General features: G+C 34.4%; 19 protein-coding genes and 1 pseudogene. All 20 read right to left on the reverse strand.

Translation table 11 applies throughout. The features are described 5' to 3' along the window. Positions 1–388: 388 nt before the first annotated feature. Positions 389–592 (reverse strand): annotated as a pseudogene (locus tag ACQRBH_RS16150) (hypothetical protein); the annotation flags it as partial. Positions 593–708: 116 nt separating this feature from the next. Next, positions 709–1158, reverse strand: coding sequence for a GNAT family N-acetyltransferase (locus ACQRBH_RS16155; protein WP_427762486.1), 450 nt, complete (start codon positions 1156–1158; stop codon positions 709–711). Positions 1159–1440: 282 nt separating this feature from the next. Continuing rightward, positions 1441–1998, reverse strand: coding sequence for a zeta toxin family protein (locus ACQRBH_RS16160; protein ID WP_427762487.1), 558 nt, complete (start codon positions 1996–1998; stop codon positions 1441–1443). Continuing rightward, positions 1998–2177, reverse strand: coding sequence for a hypothetical protein (locus tag ACQRBH_RS16165; RefSeq protein WP_427762489.1), 180 nt, complete (start codon positions 2175–2177; stop codon positions 1998–2000). The genes ACQRBH_RS16160 and ACQRBH_RS16165 overlap by 1 nt, the downstream gene beginning before the upstream one ends. Positions 2178–2298: 121 nt before the next feature. Further along, positions 2299–2703, reverse strand: coding sequence for a lipoprotein (locus tag ACQRBH_RS16170; protein ID WP_427762490.1), 405 nt, complete (start codon positions 2701–2703; stop codon positions 2299–2301). Further along, the gene (locus ACQRBH_RS16175; RefSeq protein ID WP_427762492.1) at positions 2700–3005 is read right to left on the reverse strand and encodes a hypothetical protein; all 306 of its coding nucleotides are present in this window, start codon (positions 3003–3005) and stop codon (positions 2700–2702) included. Before ACQRBH_RS16175 ends, ACQRBH_RS16170 begins: the two co-directional genes overlap by 4 nt. A 190-nt stretch (positions 3006–3195) precedes the next feature. After that, a complete protein-coding gene (locus ACQRBH_RS16180; protein ID WP_427762494.1) occupies positions 3196–3378 on the reverse strand; it encodes a DUF6440 family protein in 183 nt (60 codons plus the stop codon). 441 nt (positions 3379–3819) lie between these two features. Next, entirely contained in the window at positions 3820–4071 is a 252-nt protein-coding gene (locus ACQRBH_RS16185) for a hypothetical protein (protein WP_427762496.1), read from the reverse strand. 140 nt (positions 4072–4211) lie between these two features. Next, positions 4212–6098, reverse strand: a complete 1887-nt coding sequence (locus ACQRBH_RS16190) for a recombinase family protein (RefSeq protein ID WP_427762497.1) — start codon at positions 6096–6098, stop codon at positions 4212–4214. A gap of 41 nt (positions 6099–6139) precedes the next feature. Next, a complete protein-coding gene (locus ACQRBH_RS16195) occupies positions 6140–6289 on the reverse strand; it encodes a hypothetical protein (RefSeq protein ID WP_154322938.1) in 150 nt (49 codons plus the stop codon). A 30-nt stretch (positions 6290–6319) separates the two neighbouring features. Then, positions 6320–6841: a type II toxin-antitoxin system PemK/MazF family toxin gene (locus tag ACQRBH_RS16200; protein WP_154322939.1), complete on the reverse strand. Its 522-nt coding sequence runs from the start codon at positions 6839–6841 to the stop codon at positions 6320–6322. A 286-nt stretch (positions 6842–7127) separates the two neighbouring features. After that, positions 7128–7289, reverse strand: coding sequence for a hypothetical protein (locus tag ACQRBH_RS16205; protein WP_154322940.1), 162 nt, complete (start codon positions 7287–7289; stop codon positions 7128–7130). Between the two features lie 185 nt (positions 7290–7474). Then, positions 7475–7945, reverse strand: coding sequence for an RNA polymerase sigma factor (locus ACQRBH_RS16210; protein ID WP_154323365.1), 471 nt, complete (start codon positions 7943–7945; stop codon positions 7475–7477). A gap of 358 nt (positions 7946–8303) precedes the next feature. Then, the gene (locus tag ACQRBH_RS16215; RefSeq protein WP_154322941.1) at positions 8304–9914 is read right to left on the reverse strand and encodes an ABC transporter ATP-binding protein; all 1611 of its coding nucleotides are present in this window, start codon (positions 9912–9914) and stop codon (positions 8304–8306) included. Between the two features lie 563 nt (positions 9915–10477). After that, positions 10478–11179, reverse strand: coding sequence for an ABC transporter ATP-binding protein (locus ACQRBH_RS16220; RefSeq protein ID WP_154322942.1), 702 nt, complete (start codon positions 11177–11179; stop codon positions 10478–10480). Next, positions 11167–13773 (reverse strand): hypothetical protein, encoded by a 2607-nt coding sequence (locus ACQRBH_RS16225; protein WP_154322943.1) that lies wholly within the window; start codon positions 13771–13773, stop codon positions 11167–11169. The genes ACQRBH_RS16220 and ACQRBH_RS16225 overlap by 13 nt, the downstream gene beginning before the upstream one ends. Positions 13774–13849: 76 nt before the next feature. Further along, positions 13850–14005, reverse strand: coding sequence for a hypothetical protein (locus ACQRBH_RS16230; RefSeq protein ID WP_347376776.1), 156 nt, complete (start codon positions 14003–14005; stop codon positions 13850–13852). Between the two features lie 230 nt (positions 14006–14235). Next, positions 14236–14514 carry a peptide maturation system acyl carrier-related protein gene (locus ACQRBH_RS16235; protein ID WP_154322944.1) on the reverse strand — a complete coding sequence of 93 codons (279 nt, stop codon included), beginning with the start codon at positions 14512–14514 and terminating at the stop codon, positions 14236–14238. An 11-nt stretch (positions 14515–14525) separates the two neighbouring features. Continuing rightward, complete coding sequence (locus tag ACQRBH_RS16240) at positions 14526–15575, reverse strand: hypothetical protein (RefSeq protein WP_154322945.1); 1050 nt, start codon at positions 15573–15575, stop codon at positions 14526–14528. A gap of 208 nt (positions 15576–15783) precedes the next feature. Further along, the gene (gene ccpM / locus ACQRBH_RS16245) at positions 15784–17202 is read right to left on the reverse strand and encodes a Cys-rich peptide radical SAM maturase CcpM (RefSeq protein WP_195761411.1); all 1419 of its coding nucleotides are present in this window, start codon (positions 17200–17202) and stop codon (positions 15784–15786) included. Between the last annotated feature and the right edge of the window lie 242 nt (positions 17203–17444).

Raw genomic sequence — 17444 nt, forward strand, 5'->3', positions numbered from 1 at the left:
CATTCCCATATATTAGAACTAAAGTGGTAAACAATTTCAGTAGCAACTGGTAAACTAATTCGCTAGCGGAGTGGTAAACTTTTTCGTTAGCGGGTGGTAAACTTTTTCATTGACGTTTACATTCCACATAAATCTGTTTCAATGCCTGTACTTTTTGACATGATCTCTACTTGTTTTTTGTAACACTTTTCTATATTCACAATTTTTTCTCTTGGCATACCAGCCGTCCATAAACCGTCCTTTAATGCTTGTGCCGGACAATTTTTTACACATTGGCTACACGTTCCACAATAGGATTGATTAACCAGCTCATCACATTTCAAAGGTGCATATCTTTAGGCAGTGCAACAGCGATAGAAATTCCCGTTTTAAAATTACAATTCTCAACCTCGCTCATATCCCCTTGCCATTCTAATCTATTCGCCACTGATGCCGCAGTCGGAAAATATGTTGCCGGAAGAGATTCGTTTAGCCCCAAGTGCCCCCCTTCACCTGACTGTTTGCGCAATCCATGCGGACCATCTGAGCAAAATGCAGACCCGATTCCCAGCCTTTCTATCTCCCTGGTCTCCCACACATTTTTTCCGCTCAAAAAAGCTGCTTTTTCTTCATGTGAATTTGCTCCTTTCTACAATTATAGTACAGCTTGAATATCAGAAAGTCTTGTAAAATATCTTCATTTTCATTGGCATATCATTACAGATTTCATCAAAACGTTTTTCTATATACGCGAGATGGTTCTCCATTAATATCATTCATCATTTGATAGAATTCACATCCATATTTTTCATACAATCCTTCATGATTCGTTGAAATAAAAACTTCACTAACATTCTCAGACTTTGCAATCTTTTCAATCTCCGCGAATAGTTGTCCCACATAATGGGATCCTCTTCTCTGCGGAAATGTATAAACCCATCCAATCCAAGGTGTCAAATCAGTTGGCTGAATATCATCTTTCTCAGCGTAAGTACAAAAAGATACCAATTCATCACCATCTACAAGGAGCAACACTTTTACATTTTCGCCTACATAGTCTTGTAGTTCTCCATTCTTTAGCAACTTATACAAAAATTGACCGGCACTCCAATCGCTCTTTCCAATCTCAGCGAGCCAGTACTCCTGACGGTCGCTTGAAAAATAATTAATTACTTCCATAATCTTCACTCCCAGTTCAAAATTAACCTTCACACTAAACTTGATTTGTTAACTTCATTCTAACACGCTACTTTTCAAAATACCACTTTCAGCTTCATTAACATATCCTCTTTAAAGAAAACTCCTGAAATGTTCATACTCCATAACAAAACGAGGAACCCCCGTTACACAATAAAGCGTAATGGGAGTTCCTCTATAAATTAATTAATTTCCTATCTATGCTTGGTGTACTACTTCTGAGCGATAGCTGCCTGTGTGGTTTCAGATGGATGGAAGGACACTCTATATTTCAACTTTAGAGAACCATTCTGGGACATTGTGAGAAATTCTGACCAGCTTACCATTCTTGCAAATCGCAAATCGTCTAAAACTTTCCGTATTATCATAAAATGCTACCAGATTACACTCTTTCAAAATGCTGTTGAGTTGTTGGAAAGTCTCCACATAACGCTTTTCAATATCCTTTTCAGGTATTCCATGACCTCCATTTTCAACTCTGTGTTTTACTCTATCCTTTGCAATCTGTACAGACTCAACTCCAACATAATGCAATTCTATAAAATATCCCAGTTCTTTTGCCTTCAAGATATTTTTTATAATGGATTTTCCGCAAAGTGTGGTTTCTTGATTAAACGTAATCCCATCATTCATATATTGTGAGATTTTCTCAACAGCTATTTTTCCTGCCGAAAAAACATCTCGAACATTTCTCCAGTCACCAATATCTCTTACGATTTCATCTACGTTTACTCGTGGCATTTTTTTGAGATTATCATTAATTTGATATAACGTGGATTTGCCCGCTCCATTCACTCCAGCAATGATTACATATTTTTTCACTAGAACAAATTCCTTTCAACTACCTGCTTCTGCTTCATCTGAAGAAGAAAATCTCCAATCAATTCATAAAAATTCTTTTCCTCCTCCGTTTCAGCTTCTAACACTAACTGTAATGTATCCTCTGGCTGCAATGATGTTATATCCTTAAATATTTTATTATATTTTTTTACATCACACATAATATCACCTCAATCAGTTAAAACCAAACAAAATCAACTTAAATTTCTTATATTGTATGCAATAAAATCAAAAAAATCAAGTTATGATTCCATATGACAACACTAATTGCATAAACTGGATTTAATATCCATGGTCAACATGTTGCCATTGTCCGCCACTTGTTCTTACCAAAACCCAATTCCAATCACTGTATGTACTATTAGGATTCAAAGACCCATCTCCGCCAGACGAATCAACATTGAATGAAGATAATAAAACAATGACTTCATCTGCATTGTTCCTATCTGCCCAATCTTGATGATCTTTTGAGCGGTCATCCCCTGCATAATAAATCTCTGTAAGAGTACATCCTTTCCAATCACTCTTAAACTCTTTTTTTATAGTGTCGATAGCAGCTCTAATATCCTCTTCAGAATACATTTCAGATTCTACATTATGCGTATTTACTTCACTAACATTTCCACCACAAGCACTCAAACTAAATACAAGCAGAACACATAGCATTGTACATACAATTTTCTTCATACAAGACCTCCATAAATTTCGTTTACTGATTTCATTCTACCTGTAATTTCCAATCTATATTGGTATGTATAATCGTCTGCTTTCCAATTCCCATCACTCATTCCATAATACCTGACCATAGTAACCAACTTATCATTTTCAAAATATTCTTCAGCGAATTCTGAGTTCGTCACCTCATAGGTCTTGATTACAGATGGTTCTGTTTGAGCGGAATTCGGTTTCGTCCATTCACCTGTATCGACATTCTTTTGCAACACAAGTTCATATCCACCATCATTCTTAAAACCTCTTATATATCCCATAGAAGACATAACCCCCGCATTGAAAGTCAACTTTTTGCCATCTTCTGATACAGAATATTCAGTTAAAACCTCATCTGTTCTCCTGCTAAATCCCGCTCCTATAAAAGAGGATAAACCAATACACCTATGACTATTACTGTAACAATAACTATCTTCTTTTTCTTCATATAAGGAACCTCCCGGCTTAAAATTATCTATTGATTATCGAAGAAATAACCGGTTTTCCTTCTCTATCCAATAATGGTGTCATCCCACCAGCATATCCACTTGCGTGAAATACATAATTTACACCAGTTTCCTTATCAACCCAAATTTCCATAACATTCATTGCTCCCTGAGAATAAACTTTCTCAAACCTTTCGTTTTTACCCATTATATTTTCCTCCACGAAGTATGCTAATCATCAACATGCCCCATAGGTAGCCATCCATCTGCAGTTCTCTTATTTAAGTGTTGCACAGACTTTTTCCTTATCCATAAATCTTCACCTCATTATCAAATTCTTTATCTGTATATCCTTTTGCCATTTTCATATTACCTCTATCTTAATTCTCAAAGTTATATCTTGCAAATTCGATTGATCCAGATCTAAAAACTGGAAGCTACTTATCCAAAATGAAATGGTACTACCAAGTCATAAATGGCAACTCGTTTGTTGGCATGGTGTCTAAAAACTTTGAAAAAGTTCCCAAAACAATTCCAATAAACAATATACATACAGTGTTTATAATTTGCTTATTAAGAGGTATCGGATTTTCCGCACTTCGTATATCATTCAAAAATTTCTTCATTCTTTATCTCCACGACTTCCGGTTTAACAGATTAACCATTTTGCTCTTTCATAATCTTTCTTGTGGACATAAATCTTGTATTCATAAGAATAATCTCGCTGAATTCTAAAGCTACCTGTACGTCCTATACAGCTTCCAATAGCGGTGTAACTCAGAAGATTGGTTGTTTTTACCGTGTATTTGATTTCATTTTGGGATAATATTTTGCAAACATCCGCTTGACGTTTCATATCCATCGTAATAACCAATTCTTGTCTATTAAAGATTGTCAACATATCAGCACCTCTTCCTACAAATACCGATTTGCTGATTTCATTCTAACATGCTCCTTTGTAAAACGCCATATTCAACGATAAAAAAACTCCCATTACACAATAAAATGTAATGAGAGTTTCTTTGTTAACTAATTAACATCTTATACCTCTATGCTCGGTGTACTACTTCTGAGCGATAGCTGCCTGTGCTGTGCCCCTTCGGGGGAGTATTTTTTCGCTTCTAATTCGGAGGCAATATCTGAAATATACAGTATATTGCTATGTACTGAGGAATCATCTTCTTCTGATTCCTCGCCTTTTTCTTCATCATAGATAAACACTGTTGAGTGATTACGTCTTCCTTCAACAACCATTTCTATCTCTTCACTTCTTAAAGAACTAAGATTTACAAACCACAAAAAACGGTTATTTCCTTGTGGAATGATTTTCGCAATAAACTTATCCACAACTTCATTATCTACTGTTGATTTTGAAAAGTCAATAGTTTCTTCCAATGATTTATGAACGGCGTCCCAGTTCATCTCTTTTTCTTTAGTTGCATGTTTCATCCGCTTTTGTTCTTGCAGTTCAACTTCATAACTTGCCAGCTCCATATTTAAACTTTCTTTTCGTTTTCGAAATTCCTCAATAGAGATATCGCCTTCCGCCCGCATATCAATCAGATTATCCAGCTTTAGTTTTATCTTTTCTATTTTCCTTTTGATTGCAACAGCCTCAGACTGTACAGCATTATCCATTTGATAGCACAATTTTAATATTCTTTCTGCTTCTTGAATCGCTCCAGTCCGTTCACTCCACACTTTCTCTAAAAGCATCTTACACATAATCTCTAACTTCCAATCAGCGATCATCGGCATATCACAGTACCCAGTTGTATCTAGCCCTTGCTCTCTCCGCTTCTTTGCAGAGCCATTATTTAATTGATTATAACATTGATAACCATAAGACCAGTCTTTGTTCTTATTCTTATGCCACCGATTTTTTCTAAATGTGTAACCGCAAGAACAACGTAGCTTTCTGTTCCATTTATCATGAGATTCTCTTACCGGCTTTGTTACACTTTCTTCACCAAATGGTGTTTTTCTAACCATGGGAATACTTAATTCTCTTCGCCTCCTTTTACGAATCCTCTCACATTCACGCCATTCTTCTTCCGTAACAATTGGTTCAAAATTAGCTTTCACATATTTATAAGTGTCACTGTTATGGTTATTAATTCTTTTTTGTTCCAAATAATTGTTATTGAAAGATTTTCCATAAGCCATACATCCCATATATGTTGGATTTCTCAACACCCTGCTAACATTAGATGGTGTCCATTTAACCTTTCCTGATGCAGCTACTCTGCGTCTTATACTCAATTCATTAGCGATTTTCGTTGCTCCAACCCCATCATGCAGATACATATCATAAATCATACGCACAGTCTCTGCCTGCTCCTTGTTGATCACATATGTATCATTAATACGGTCATACCCTAAGATATTCCCATTGCCATAAATCACTCCATTATTACGGCTAATATGCTGTCCGGCTTTTACACGCTCTGATACCTTTCGGCTCTCTTCCTGTGCAAGCGTAGCCATAATTGTCAACCGCAATTCTCCATCTCCGTCCATTGTCCAGATATTATCCTCAACAAAATAAACTTCTACTCCAAGATTTTTTAATTCTCTTGTTGCCACAAGAGTATCTACCGTATTTCTTGCAAATCTGCACACTTCACGAGTAACAATCAAATCAAATTTACCTGCCTTAGCATCTTCAATCATTCTTAAAAAAGCTGGTCTCTTCTTAGCTTGTGTTCCTGTAATTCCTTCATCAATATACTTGTCCACAACCACCCAATTAGGATGACGTTCTGCCTGATCATCATACCACTGGATCTGATTTTCAAGTGCTGACAATTGAGCCTCATGTTCCGTAGATACTCGACCGTAAAACACCATATGTCTTTTTCTGTTTTTATCCTGAAATATATGAAATGGTGTTTGGATATCCGTATCAAATGCTAAATTATTATTCATGTTTTTGCACCTCCTGTTGATGTCTACATTCTACCCGACACCTATGCTACTTGTGAAATGTGCGAATCAGCTCCATCGCAGTGCGTTTTTTTATATTTCACTACATTATTGTAAGTAGCTTTGTTGATAATTCCTTTTTCATATAAGATTTCAATTAAAAGAAATGCTGCATATTGATTGTCTACTTTCATATTCATCCTCCCAAATATTTGATTGAAATTTTAATTGTACTTCTTCCTTATTAAGTAGTCATATCCAGAACGTGTATTACAGAACATACAAGTATCCTTTGTCTTCTGGTTTTTATCCACTCTTTGTATGAAATGTTCCTTTGACTCATAAAATGGCTTCGCACACACCGGACACAGACACAATAAGATCGGCTTATCCCGTTTTGGCAGTTCCACACTGGTATATAACGCCTTGTTAATTCTCTTCATTATTGTATAATCCAGTCTTCCCACATACTGATCCAGGCGCTTCTTATCCAATGTCCGCAACTGTTCCAGCAGGACAACAGAATCTTTTTCCAATCCTTTCATCTCTGCGGGAATCGGTACATGCGTTGGCAGTTTCGTTTTTGGTCTGCTTGTGATTGCCGCTACAATTACCGTAGGGCTGTTCACATTACCTCTGTTATTCTGAATTACCAAGACCGGGCGATAACCGCCCTGCTCACTTCCGAACACAGGACTCAGATCTGCGTGGTAAATATCCCCACGCCGGATTTCTCTTTTCCTCATAATATAATGTTCCTCTCTGATTAACTGCTCCATCTCGAACAGCTATGTATCAGCCGAACACAGACTTTCCTTTTCGCACTTTCATGACTATCACTCAGTCCAATGTCCGGCTACCATTTTTGCCTATTCAACAAGCCAATTTGTCCTCGACACCCCGGCTTTCTGTGTTCATAAACACAAGGGAAATCACCATATGGCTGACTGCTATCAGCTCCACAGGAACTTGTCCCCTCCGAGGTTCTCCCGAAGCTGCTCTCACTTGTTACGACGCTTCTAACGCTCGACTTTATGACCAAACAGGAGTATCATTATGCCCGTTGTCTGTTATCGCCCTGTCGGTAGCAATCCGACAGTCATAGCCCGGTATTCTTCGCTCCTCTATGATACACAGCTGCAGACACATGTTCTTCTTTGGTGGGATCTCGCTGCCCATATCAACTTGATTCATGGCGTACCTGCTAACGCGGCTCACGCTCATCACGCTAACAACAGGAATGTATATGGTGAATGAATATTCTCTTGTCAAGGTTCTTCCCGTTCCAAAAAAAGAAACAGGCAAAAGGATGTTATCCTCTTCACCTGTTTCCCACGAAAATCCTCAAAAGTAGCCTGTGAATCTTCAAATTTTATTTTTTACATAAATTCTTTCTTCAAATGCTCCAGTGCAGCGTCAATTGAACGCTTGACAGGCATCTTTGTACATCCCTCTTTTCTAGCTATTTCTTCATAAGTCAACCCATCAAAATAGTAAAGTATCAACCTCCGTTTCTGTATTTCCGAAAGTCTGTCAATTGCATGATATAATTTTTCCTTCAGCAATTTGTTGAAAATAATATCTTCTACACTTTCCTGTGGTAAAAATGCCCTTGCATTCAACGTCTCCTCCCACAATTCCGAATGTTCTTCATATTTATCCCATTTATGCAGATAGGAAATATCCCGCAATTCAAACTCATCAAAGGATTCATACAGTTCTCTGCTGATTTCCAATTCATGCTGCATTTTCTGTCCATCTGAAAATGCTATGTAATAATGTCCATCCTTTTCGCATATAGTATACGGATTATATTTATCTCTTCTCCTCTTTGGGTGTTTACCCTCCATATTCTTTTCCTCCAATCTGAATTTTCACTAGAAATCCAGATTGGAAGTTGGAGATCGACACCTTATAATATTGAAGCGCTTATTGAGAATCTCTGCAAAAACCAATAAAAAAAGCCCAACAAAACCGTTTTTCTTTCGGTTTTGCTGAGCTTTCGAAAACTCTACAAAATTATGATATTTTTCGACATATAAAATTCTAAAAGAATCCAGTATATACCAATTTTTTTTAACATTCTATTATCTGTCATGTATCTCTTATACTTATTTTTTTTCATATTTAATACGTTTTAAATAATGAAATATTTCTACATTATCTATATCAGCGTATTAGTTTTTCTTTAATCAACATTCTTACTTCTTATACCTTTTCAATAATGGAGTGGTTATGTATTTGATAAATTTTGTCCATATTCTTCAAGCTTTCTATTCGATGCGTAATTAAAATAATTGTTTTATTTTGAAATTCTGAGTGTATAATATCATTCAAAAATTCATCATATCCTTTATCAATATTTGCTGTTGCCTCATCTAAAATTAAAATTGGGGCATCTTTAATTATAGCTCTAAGTAATGCCACCTTTTGCCGTTCTCCGCCTGAAAGATTTTCACCATTTCTTTCCAATGTTGTTTCTATACCAGAAGATAATTTACTTAAGAATGTCTGAAGATTTAATTTTTGACACATCGTATTTAATACTTCTTTATCAATTGTCCGCCCCATTGCAACATTATTATATAAACTCTCTTTAAATAAATAAATTTCTTGACTTACCACTGCATATAACTCTCTATATTGCTTTAAGCTATATTTTTGAATATCTATTCCATCTATAGCGATTACCCCTTCATTTGGTTCCAAAAAACGCAATAACATATTAATAATTGTAGATTTTCCACTTCCATTTTCTCCAACAATCGCTATCTTTTCACCCTTATGTATTGTTAAATTTATTTCTTTTAACAATACCTGTTTCGAATAAGAAAATGATACCTTGTTAAATACTATTTCCTTCTGAAATTTCTTTATATCATATGGAGAATTCCATTCTCTTTCTGTTTCTTCAGCAAAAAACTTATCCAATCTATTAATGGATGGTTTTATCTGTGCCCAAATAAATCTAAGATTAAATACTAATGCTATCGGTCCTATCACATAATTAGAATATGAAATAAATGCAGTTAATCCACCAATACTAAGTCTTTTTTTACAAACTAAATAACCACCAATTCCATATAGTATACAAACCATCATCCATTGCAAAAGAGAATCTACTGAATAATTATATGTTTCCAAAAGTGTTGTTTTCTTCCCCAATATCAACACTTCTTTTTGAAATTTTCGCATTTCCTGATTTTTTGCTTTATACATTCCCCATAGTTTTATTTCACGAACGCCATTGATCGTGTCATCAAACCATGCAGAAAATTCTGCTATCTTCTCTATCCATTTTTCCATTAAATGTTCTTTCTTTTTAGAGAAAAAAAAGATTAATATATATTTCACTGGTACAATACACAATACTAAAATTGCCAAATGCCAATTCACAACTACCAAGCCTATTACACCACTTATAATTTGTAATACATAGCTCACTACACTCATCACATTATTATCGATTAAAAGACTGGCATTATCAATATCTGTTGAAAATCTATTAATAACTTCAGATGCATTATTTTTTGAAAAATAACTCATTTTAGCATACATCAACTTATGAAATACTTTTGAATACAGCTCTAATACAACACGATTTTTTAAATCTACAAATAATTTTGCTTGTAAAATTCGAACCCCTTCTTCTAGCACAGATATACACAAAAGTACAACAGCAAATTCTAGTATTATATAAAAGTTCTTTTCAAGTAATCCACCATCCATAATTTGACGTATAACCAGTGGTCTTATAAATGATGTTCCCATCAGTACACCGTAACAAAAAACAATTATTGCTATCATTTTTTTTTGCATAGTTCCTCCATAAACAAAAAAATCAAGTCCGTCATCTTAGACTTAATCTCTTCAAAGGTTAATAACTTTATGTTTTCAGCTACTATATATATTCGTTTATTTTTATTACTAGATTTCCTCTGCGATAATAAGCATTGGTACTTCTTTGAAAAAACGATTCATCGTTATCTCCGACACTCCTCTAATCAATTTATAAAATAGCTGTTCAGATTTCGTGATATCTCTATTAGTCAAAATAAGTCCTCAACACATTCTAGCCACTTGTATCTTTTAAGCACCCTCATTTCTTGTTCTTCAAATTGTTTTATATGACCCCGCGATCTCATATTCTATCAAAAACTAGGTCTTCTAATTTCTTTTAATGCGTCCATTCATGTGAACCACTGCGGTATCAGTATTGTCCCGCAGTGATTACTTCTCTACCATCAGAATTCACATGAAACGGTAATGCAGAACATCTGGTGCTAAATTTGTATATGTTCATCACCAAATGTCTGCCCAAAATGATTCCTATTAAAAATATAAAACAATGCTTATTATCTTTTTTGACATCCTTTATTTTACTACGGATTCATTTTTTCTTTCGGCATCTCCTTGACATTTCCTTCTTCTAAAAACAGTACTCTGTCACAAAAAGATGCAACATATGGATCGTGTGTAACAATGATGACTGTTTTATGAAATTCACGATTAATCTTAACAATTTCCTGAATCACTTTTTCCCGGTATTCTCCATCTAAGTTTCCCGTCGGCTCATCTGCTAAAATTAAATCAGGATTATTGATTAGCGCCCTGCATATTGCAACTCGTTGTTTTTCACCACCGGATAGTTTAGTCGGATAACGCTCCATAATATTCGATATGCCAAATATTTTTCCCCATCGATGCGCCACTTCATATATATCGATATCCTTTTTATCATCAATTAATAAAGGCAGCGTAATATTATCCTCCACCGAAAGAGAATCCAAAAGCATATAGTCCTGAAATATAAAACCGATAGCTGTTCTCCGAAGTTCACTTTTCTCCGTTCCAGACATGGAAACTACTGACTGACCACGAAAAGTAATGTCGCCGTCAGAAGGTGCTTCTATCAGCCCCAATATTTTCAATAATGTTGTTTTTCCACACCCTGACGTTCCCATAATACCAAGTATTTCCTCTTCATATACCGAAAATGACAACTCATCCAAAACAGTTTTTGTAACTTCATCCGTCTGTCTAAAACTTTTACTCAAAGAGTTAACTTTGATCATCTCTTCCATACCTCATTCCTCCTTTCGATCTTTCTCATCCAAACAGATATTGCAATTTGCATAATAATCTCATTAATAAGTAATATAAGAATCCCTGAAATAAACAGCATAACCATATTGTCTGTTATTAATTTCATATCAAACATTCGGGCAATAAAAGTTGCAATTACTAATCCTAATGACACAATCGCTGCCACTATATTTCCCCAATGCTTTGTGTGTAAAAGATCCTTTTTCATCAGCCGAAATCGTTTTTTCTTTTCCATTCCAAGATAACAAAGTAGTTCGTTGCGTTTTACTAATTCATCTCCGGAACTAATAATTTCCGCAATAATCAGCATTAGAATCAGAAATGAATATGCCATTATCTGGAATACACCCATACTATATTTCATAAATCTAGATTGTTCTAAATCTGATTCCCCATCTGATTTATAATAAATGTTCTTAATAATAGGATTGTATTCTCTATCAGAAGCATGCTGCTTTTCTATCAAATTCAGCTGTTTCTTCACATCCTTAACATATTCGTTCTTTAATCCCTGTATCATAACTAATTGGGACGGACCTTCTTTTGTAAACTCAGATGCATATGGCAATTGCTCCTTCGAAAGTTGTGCTCCACTATATTGATTCGTGGTTTTCCAAAGCTCTTTTGCATGTTCAAAATACTCATTTGAAAAAACTACAATATTCTCTTGTTTTCCTGTACAATCAAATATGCCTGTTAAGCTTCCTATTTCTTCTCCCACAACTTTTCTATAAGTAAACCCAATATCCATTTCCTTGGCACTGACAGCAGTTCCATATTCTATTGCTGGTACCGGTAAGCCTATATGCAGCAATGGAAGTCTTGACCAAAGCCAATAGTCCAGCGGCTGTGCTCGTACCGTTCGATCCTGTTGATGAACAACATAAACTTTTTCACCTTTCTTATCAAGATTCAGTGTATGTCTTTTATACCCGTCATCCATACTCTTTTTCAAAAAGTGATATGATTCTTCAGAAATACCTATCTGCTGACCTTGAATCGGTGTTTGTCCCTGAGATTCAATAGCATCTATGGTATCCATACTGCACACACGAACCATAGGTACTGACGTAATCTGCAAATCATATTGGTTTGCCAGCTGCTCATAGATTGCACGATCTTCCGGATATCCATACGAAACCACATCATAAGGATAAAGTGTATCTATATTTTCTGCAGTTCTGACAGTTGTAATCTGCAATAATCCACAAGATATTGAAAAAATCAGCAACATTATTACAAGCGAAGAAAAAACAGCCACTGTTCGAGAACGACTTCGCAATCTGTTTTTTATCAATACCTTTTTTGCCTTTTCCTTTCGATTTTTATACTTTGTTGAATATGCATCAACACATCGGATAAACACATACACACATAATATAATTCCAAATAATATCTGCTTATTTTCAAAACGTGTCAAATTGCTATATATTAAACATAAAAGAATTGAAACTATAACACTTAATAGCATTCCTTTTTTCAAATGCTTTTTCGGCATCCACTCCTTCGACAAATCCTTATATTTTTTCATAGCCCATTTATCATGGGAAAACATAAGAACAACTATAAAAAAAAGTATCCATATCGCTGTCACAACTAATATGGAGCCTGCTGTCAATTCCAGATTCAAGTTCAATTCACATAACCTGCTCAACAAAACATCTGTCACATTAATAAATAGCCATCCAAACAAAATACCCAGACATAAGCTAAATAAAAATGCACCACTAAAAAGTCCTGCCAAAAAAACATTACGATCTTGTTTCTTCATTCCAAGAATATAGAACATATTTAAAATGTCTACATTTTTTTCGAAATAGTGTACCAAGAGGACAATCATAACAAACCCAAATACTAAAAAAAACGGAAGCAACGCATCACCAAGTATTCCAGTAATTGCTCTTAAAGTATTTTCTGAAAACACTCTTTCTTTTATCGAATTTCTTATAGTAACGGTTGCGAGAATCCCCCCGATACCAATTCCTGAAAATATATGATATATTCCTGTATTTCTCCATATTCCTTTATATACTCTAAAAAAACGTATCTGTAATTTCTTGTTGGTATAGGTTGGTTTTTCTATAACCCGCTCTTTTTTCTGAGATTCCTTTTTTTCTGGCACCTCCATATTCTTAACCTGATTCAAATATGCATCAACCAAAACGTCCAGAACACCAAAAATAAATGGAAATATCGGGAAAATAATCACGCCTATACCATTAGATAATTCTTTCATTCCCCCTGCTGTAAAATTGATATAAATAATTGCAAAACTAAGGAGCAAGTATAAGCCACGGAGTACGACATTCTCTTTCTTTTGAAGATATCTTAAAACACTTTTTAACAAGGCTAACGCTGCCACAAAAAGCAACATATATATCTGTGCTAAAACAACGATCCTCACCGAACTTGCGTCAGCCACATACTTGCTAATATCTACTGAATTCACATATTTCAACAAGTATAGAATAGTATGTCTTTGTCCATCAAGTTCGATATATGGGAAAAACACAAGAAAGATTACAATAATTCCGCTAATGCCCGATAGAATTTTCTTAATTTGTTTTTTCATATCATCCAGACATAAAATCAGGTATTGCAAATTGCATTCATAAATTGCTTAATGCTTCACGTTTCATTCTTGCCGTTTAAATCCCCCCAGAAGTATACTCTGTAATCATAGTCTGAATATTATAAAAAGATTGTAACACTTCCCGATTTTTACACGAACACATTGTATAACATGCACATCCTCTTGCCACAATCAACGAATGAAACGCTGCTTTTCTTTTACCTAATTTCATTGCCTTTCCTCCCTTCTTTAGATTCCGTTTTAAGCTGAGAGCACTATCAATTAGCGCTCTCAGCTTGTACAATACTTAGATACCTTCTGCTGAACTATACTGTGTAATGGTGGTCTTAATGTTATAACTAGATTTCAGAATCTCTCGGTGTGTACAAGTACACATTGTATAACAATTACAGCCACGAGCAACAACTAGAGAATTTGACATAAGTTTTCTTTTTCCAAATCTCATACTATTTCCTCCTTTCTACTTATATTTTCTTTCTTATACACACTATTAGTAATTTCTAATATGTCTGCATAAGTATTGAATTTCCCCTCCGTTATAATATCATCCGGAATCATACATCCTATTTTTTTTGTGATTTCAAAATAAACAACTAATAAATCTCTTGCCGTAAGTCCAATTTTTACTCCTAACAAGTTTTCTTTCGGATTTTTCTCTAAAAATTCAATATCCACTCCTACTTTTTCAAATATTGATTTAAGTTCACACTTTTCTCCCATCTTACACCTCATCACAAATAGCATTCCAATTTCTGAATTAGCTTTTCAGCTAGCTTGCTTGCCATTTTTGGAGAATTTAAGCTTATTGAATCTTCTAATTCCCCTACTTTCTTTTCTATAAATTCATTTGAAACAGATACATATTCGAACTTTTTAGTATTTTCTGATTCTAGCAAATCAAAATAGTATGGTACAAAATTGAAAAAATCCACTCGACATCCTATTATTGAATATATTGCATTTTGCACATCCTCTACATTTTCCATTACTCTATCCATATAAGGTATATTACAAATAACAATATCTGGTGGAGCTACTTTTGACATAATATATGCATATGTTCCATAATCACCATATAACTTTCGACTTGCCTCTAACAAATTGCCTGGTATATCAACCAGAATCATATCAATCTGCTTATTTTCAATCCTTTTTAAATAGTGATTCAACATCATAATAGACTCATCAAAAGAACATTTACTTATGTTCGGCAATAATTCTATTCTGTTGCATATCCCTATATCTTGATATTTAGATACATATTCAACAAAACATCCCTTATGTTCAAGTGCATTAACAATTTCAAAAGATACATTTCTAGCAGGACAATCTGCTAACAAATCCACAACCCATATAATTGGAATGTTAAGATCATACAATCTTATTTCGTCACTTTTAACTTCTTTTATAGGTTCTATAAAAAATAGTTTTTCAGCCTCAATATAGTTCATTATTATTCGCTTTTCTTCTGACAGTGTCTTTCGTCCGTAATATACATTCCACTGTTTCTTTTGAGCAAATTGTAATATCGGCAAAATAAATTTCTCAAAGTCTATCGCATAATAAGATTCTGTTATCCAAATACTATCGCATTTTTCGGACACTTTACATATATCATCTTTCACACATATTATTGTATCCTTCACAAATACTTCGTCACCAGTCCATCCCCATCCACTTAATGACAATACATCCTCTATAGAATCATTTAATCTATCACTTGCTAATTCTAAACTTCTTCTTATGTACCGATCATACGGAAATATCAAAAAATGTTTCATTATGCACCTCATTTCGTATATTATCTTTGATATACAAAGATATATCTTTTCTTATTTTTATACCAAACATCAATCGGATAAGTTAGCACATGACATAAGCAAGTGATACTCATAGTTAAACCAATCCGATTTAAAATACGTCACATTACGAAAGATCTGCTAATAAGCACAATAACTTTTCTGTTGTAATCTAACTCAACGGTTTCACTTAGTCGAGAGAAAGAGGTTGACTAAAGCCATATTTTTGTAGCACTGTATAGTCCTTACACATACTTTCGATTCCATTTCTTATATCTTTACATTTTCCCAACAGCATTCTTCTCATCTCTTCTTTTTCCCCGTTACAAAAACGAATACAACTACTACACTCCGAATACGCCCAACACTCCTTACATTCATCTTCTGTTATTCTTTCAATATTCAATAGTGCATCCATTTTCTTTATATCAAATCCATCCTCAATATTTCCTATCTGTGCATAATCCGATATTTCACATACCTTTTCACAGGGAAGGAATGTACCATCTACTGTCACAAATAATCGCATTATTCCTGGCAAACATGGTCCACCTCTATGCCATTCACTAGGTACTTCTTCTCTCACAGCTCGTTCTAAATCACTACGAGTATCACATAAATGCTCAATATACGATCTCATCAGCAATGATTCCTTTTCTTTAGGCAAATACCCAAGCTCTGCTAAAAAAGTTTTAAATAGTTCATATTGCTGTTCCTCTAAAAATTGTTCCGATACTTGCGTTTTTGTTTTAGAGTACGAATCACTAACTGTTGCCGATGAAATGGACAAATTTTTAAATATTTCATTCCCAGAGAAAAAAGAATCAATACTCGCATATCCTCTTTCCGGTACCAACACTGTATTAATCCGAACATTTCTTTCAAAATAATCGTTATCAATTTCTTTGATTTTCTTTAGATTATTCATAACCAACTCAAATGTTCCCCTACTTCCATCCCCAAATCTTCTACTTGAATCCTGAATATCTTTAGGTCCATCTAAGCTCACTGTAATCAAAAAATTTTTTAAAATAAAATATCGAATAACTTCATCATTTAATAACGTAGCATTTGTTGTAGTTGAATATTCTATCTTTTTACCTTTCAAAGTACTTTCTGCATATTCCACGCATTTTTTTATTAAAGAGAATTCTAATAAAGGTTCTCCTCCATAAAAACCTATAATTACTCTTTCCTGATTTCTTGAATGCAATTTCAAAAAATCAATTGACTTTTTCGCCATTTCAAAAGACATTCTCTTATTATTATGCATACGAGTATCGTAACCGCCTGAATATACGCAGTAATTACACCGAAGATTGCAATTCTGTGTCACCTGTAAAATCAATTGCCCTATTTTTGATTCTGCATAGAAAGGCAACAACTCCGTCACCGGATGTTTTGTCTGTTCAACATGTTTTTCTTTCAAGTACCCACGCATTTTTAAAGAACTAATCCTTGATTGTATTTGTTCAGAAGATTCGTTTTCTCCTACTTCCAAATATCTATATATTTGATGATCCACTTCAACAATTTCATTAGTATTTACATCATAAAAATAAAATCCTAAAGGTGTTCTAAATAAATGTATAAATGGTTTGTTGTTCATACAAGCCCCCCTATCCCGCATAAATATTTAGTTGTAATTAATTGTTTTAATCTATATTTTCTAATTATTATTATATTCTTCTAAGTTTATCTTTCAATATATTGGCCATAACAGTGCGATTGTAAACGTCAATGAAAAAGTTTACCACCCACTAACGAAAAAGTTTACCACTCCGCTAGCGAATTAGTTTACCAGTTGCTACTGAAATTGTTTACCACTTTAGTTCTAATATATGGGAATGC

It is taken from the genome of Bariatricus sp. SGI.161, from assembly GCF_050313695.1.
Classification (GTDB): domain Bacteria; phylum Bacillota; class Clostridia; order Lachnospirales; family Lachnospiraceae; genus JAFBIX01.

Bases quoted from the DNA above. Each gene is read 5' to 3' on its own strand.
- ACQRBH_RS16155 (WP_427762486.1), bottom strand. From the start codon at position 1,158: ATGGAAGTAATTAATTATTTTTCAAGCGACCGTCAGGAGTACTGGCTC.
- ACQRBH_RS16165 (WP_427762489.1), bottom strand. From the start codon at position 2,177: ATGTGTGATGTAAAAAAATATAATAAAATATTTAAGGATATAACATCA.
- ACQRBH_RS16170 (WP_427762490.1), bottom strand. From the start codon at position 2,703: ATGAAGAAAATTGTATGTACAATGCTATGTGTTCTGCTTGTATTTAGT.
- ACQRBH_RS16175 (WP_427762492.1), bottom strand. From the start codon at position 3,005: ATGGGATATATAAGAGGTTTTAAGAATGATGGTGGATATGAACTTGTG.
- ACQRBH_RS16180 (WP_427762494.1), bottom strand. From the start codon at position 3,378: ATGGGTAAAAACGAAAGGTTTGAGAAAGTTTATTCTCAGGGAGCAATG.
- ACQRBH_RS16185 (WP_427762496.1), bottom strand. From the start codon at position 4,071: ATGTTGACAATCTTTAATAGACAAGAATTGGTTATTACGATGGATATG.
- ACQRBH_RS16190 (WP_427762497.1), bottom strand. From the start codon at position 6,098: ATGAATAATAATTTAGCATTTGATACGGATATCCAAACACCATTTCAT.
- ACQRBH_RS16195 (WP_154322938.1), bottom strand. From the start codon at position 6,289: ATGAAAGTAGACAATCAATATGCAGCATTTCTTTTAATTGAAATCTTA.
- ACQRBH_RS16200 (WP_154322939.1), bottom strand. From the start codon at position 6,841: ATGAGGAAAAGAGAAATCCGGCGTGGGGATATTTACCACGCAGATCTG.
- ACQRBH_RS16205 (WP_154322940.1), bottom strand. From the start codon at position 7,289: ATGAATCAAGTTGATATGGGCAGCGAGATCCCACCAAAGAAGAACATG.
- ACQRBH_RS16210 (WP_154323365.1), bottom strand. From the start codon at position 7,945: ATGGAGGGTAAACACCCAAAGAGGAGAAGAGATAAATATAATCCGTAT.
- ACQRBH_RS16215 (WP_154322941.1), bottom strand. From the start codon at position 9,914: ATGCAAAAAAAAATGATAGCAATAATTGTTTTTTGTTACGGTGTACTG.
- ACQRBH_RS16220 (WP_154322942.1), bottom strand. From the start codon at position 11,179: ATGGAAGAGATGATCAAAGTTAACTCTTTGAGTAAAAGTTTTAGACAG.
- ACQRBH_RS16225 (WP_154322943.1), bottom strand. From the start codon at position 13,773: ATGAAAAAACAAATTAAGAAAATTCTATCGGGCATTAGCGGAATTATT.
- ACQRBH_RS16230 (WP_347376776.1), bottom strand. From the start codon at position 14,005: ATGAAATTAGGTAAAAGAAAAGCAGCGTTTCATTCGTTGATTGTGGCA.
- ACQRBH_RS16235 (WP_154322944.1), bottom strand. From the start codon at position 14,514: ATGGGAGAAAAGTGTGAACTTAAATCAATATTTGAAAAAGTAGGAGTG.
- ACQRBH_RS16240 (WP_154322945.1), bottom strand. From the start codon at position 15,575: ATGAAACATTTTTTGATATTTCCGTATGATCGGTACATAAGAAGAAGT.
- ccpM (WP_195761411.1), bottom strand. From the start codon at position 17,202: ATGAACAACAAACCATTTATACATTTATTTAGAACACCTTTAGGATTT.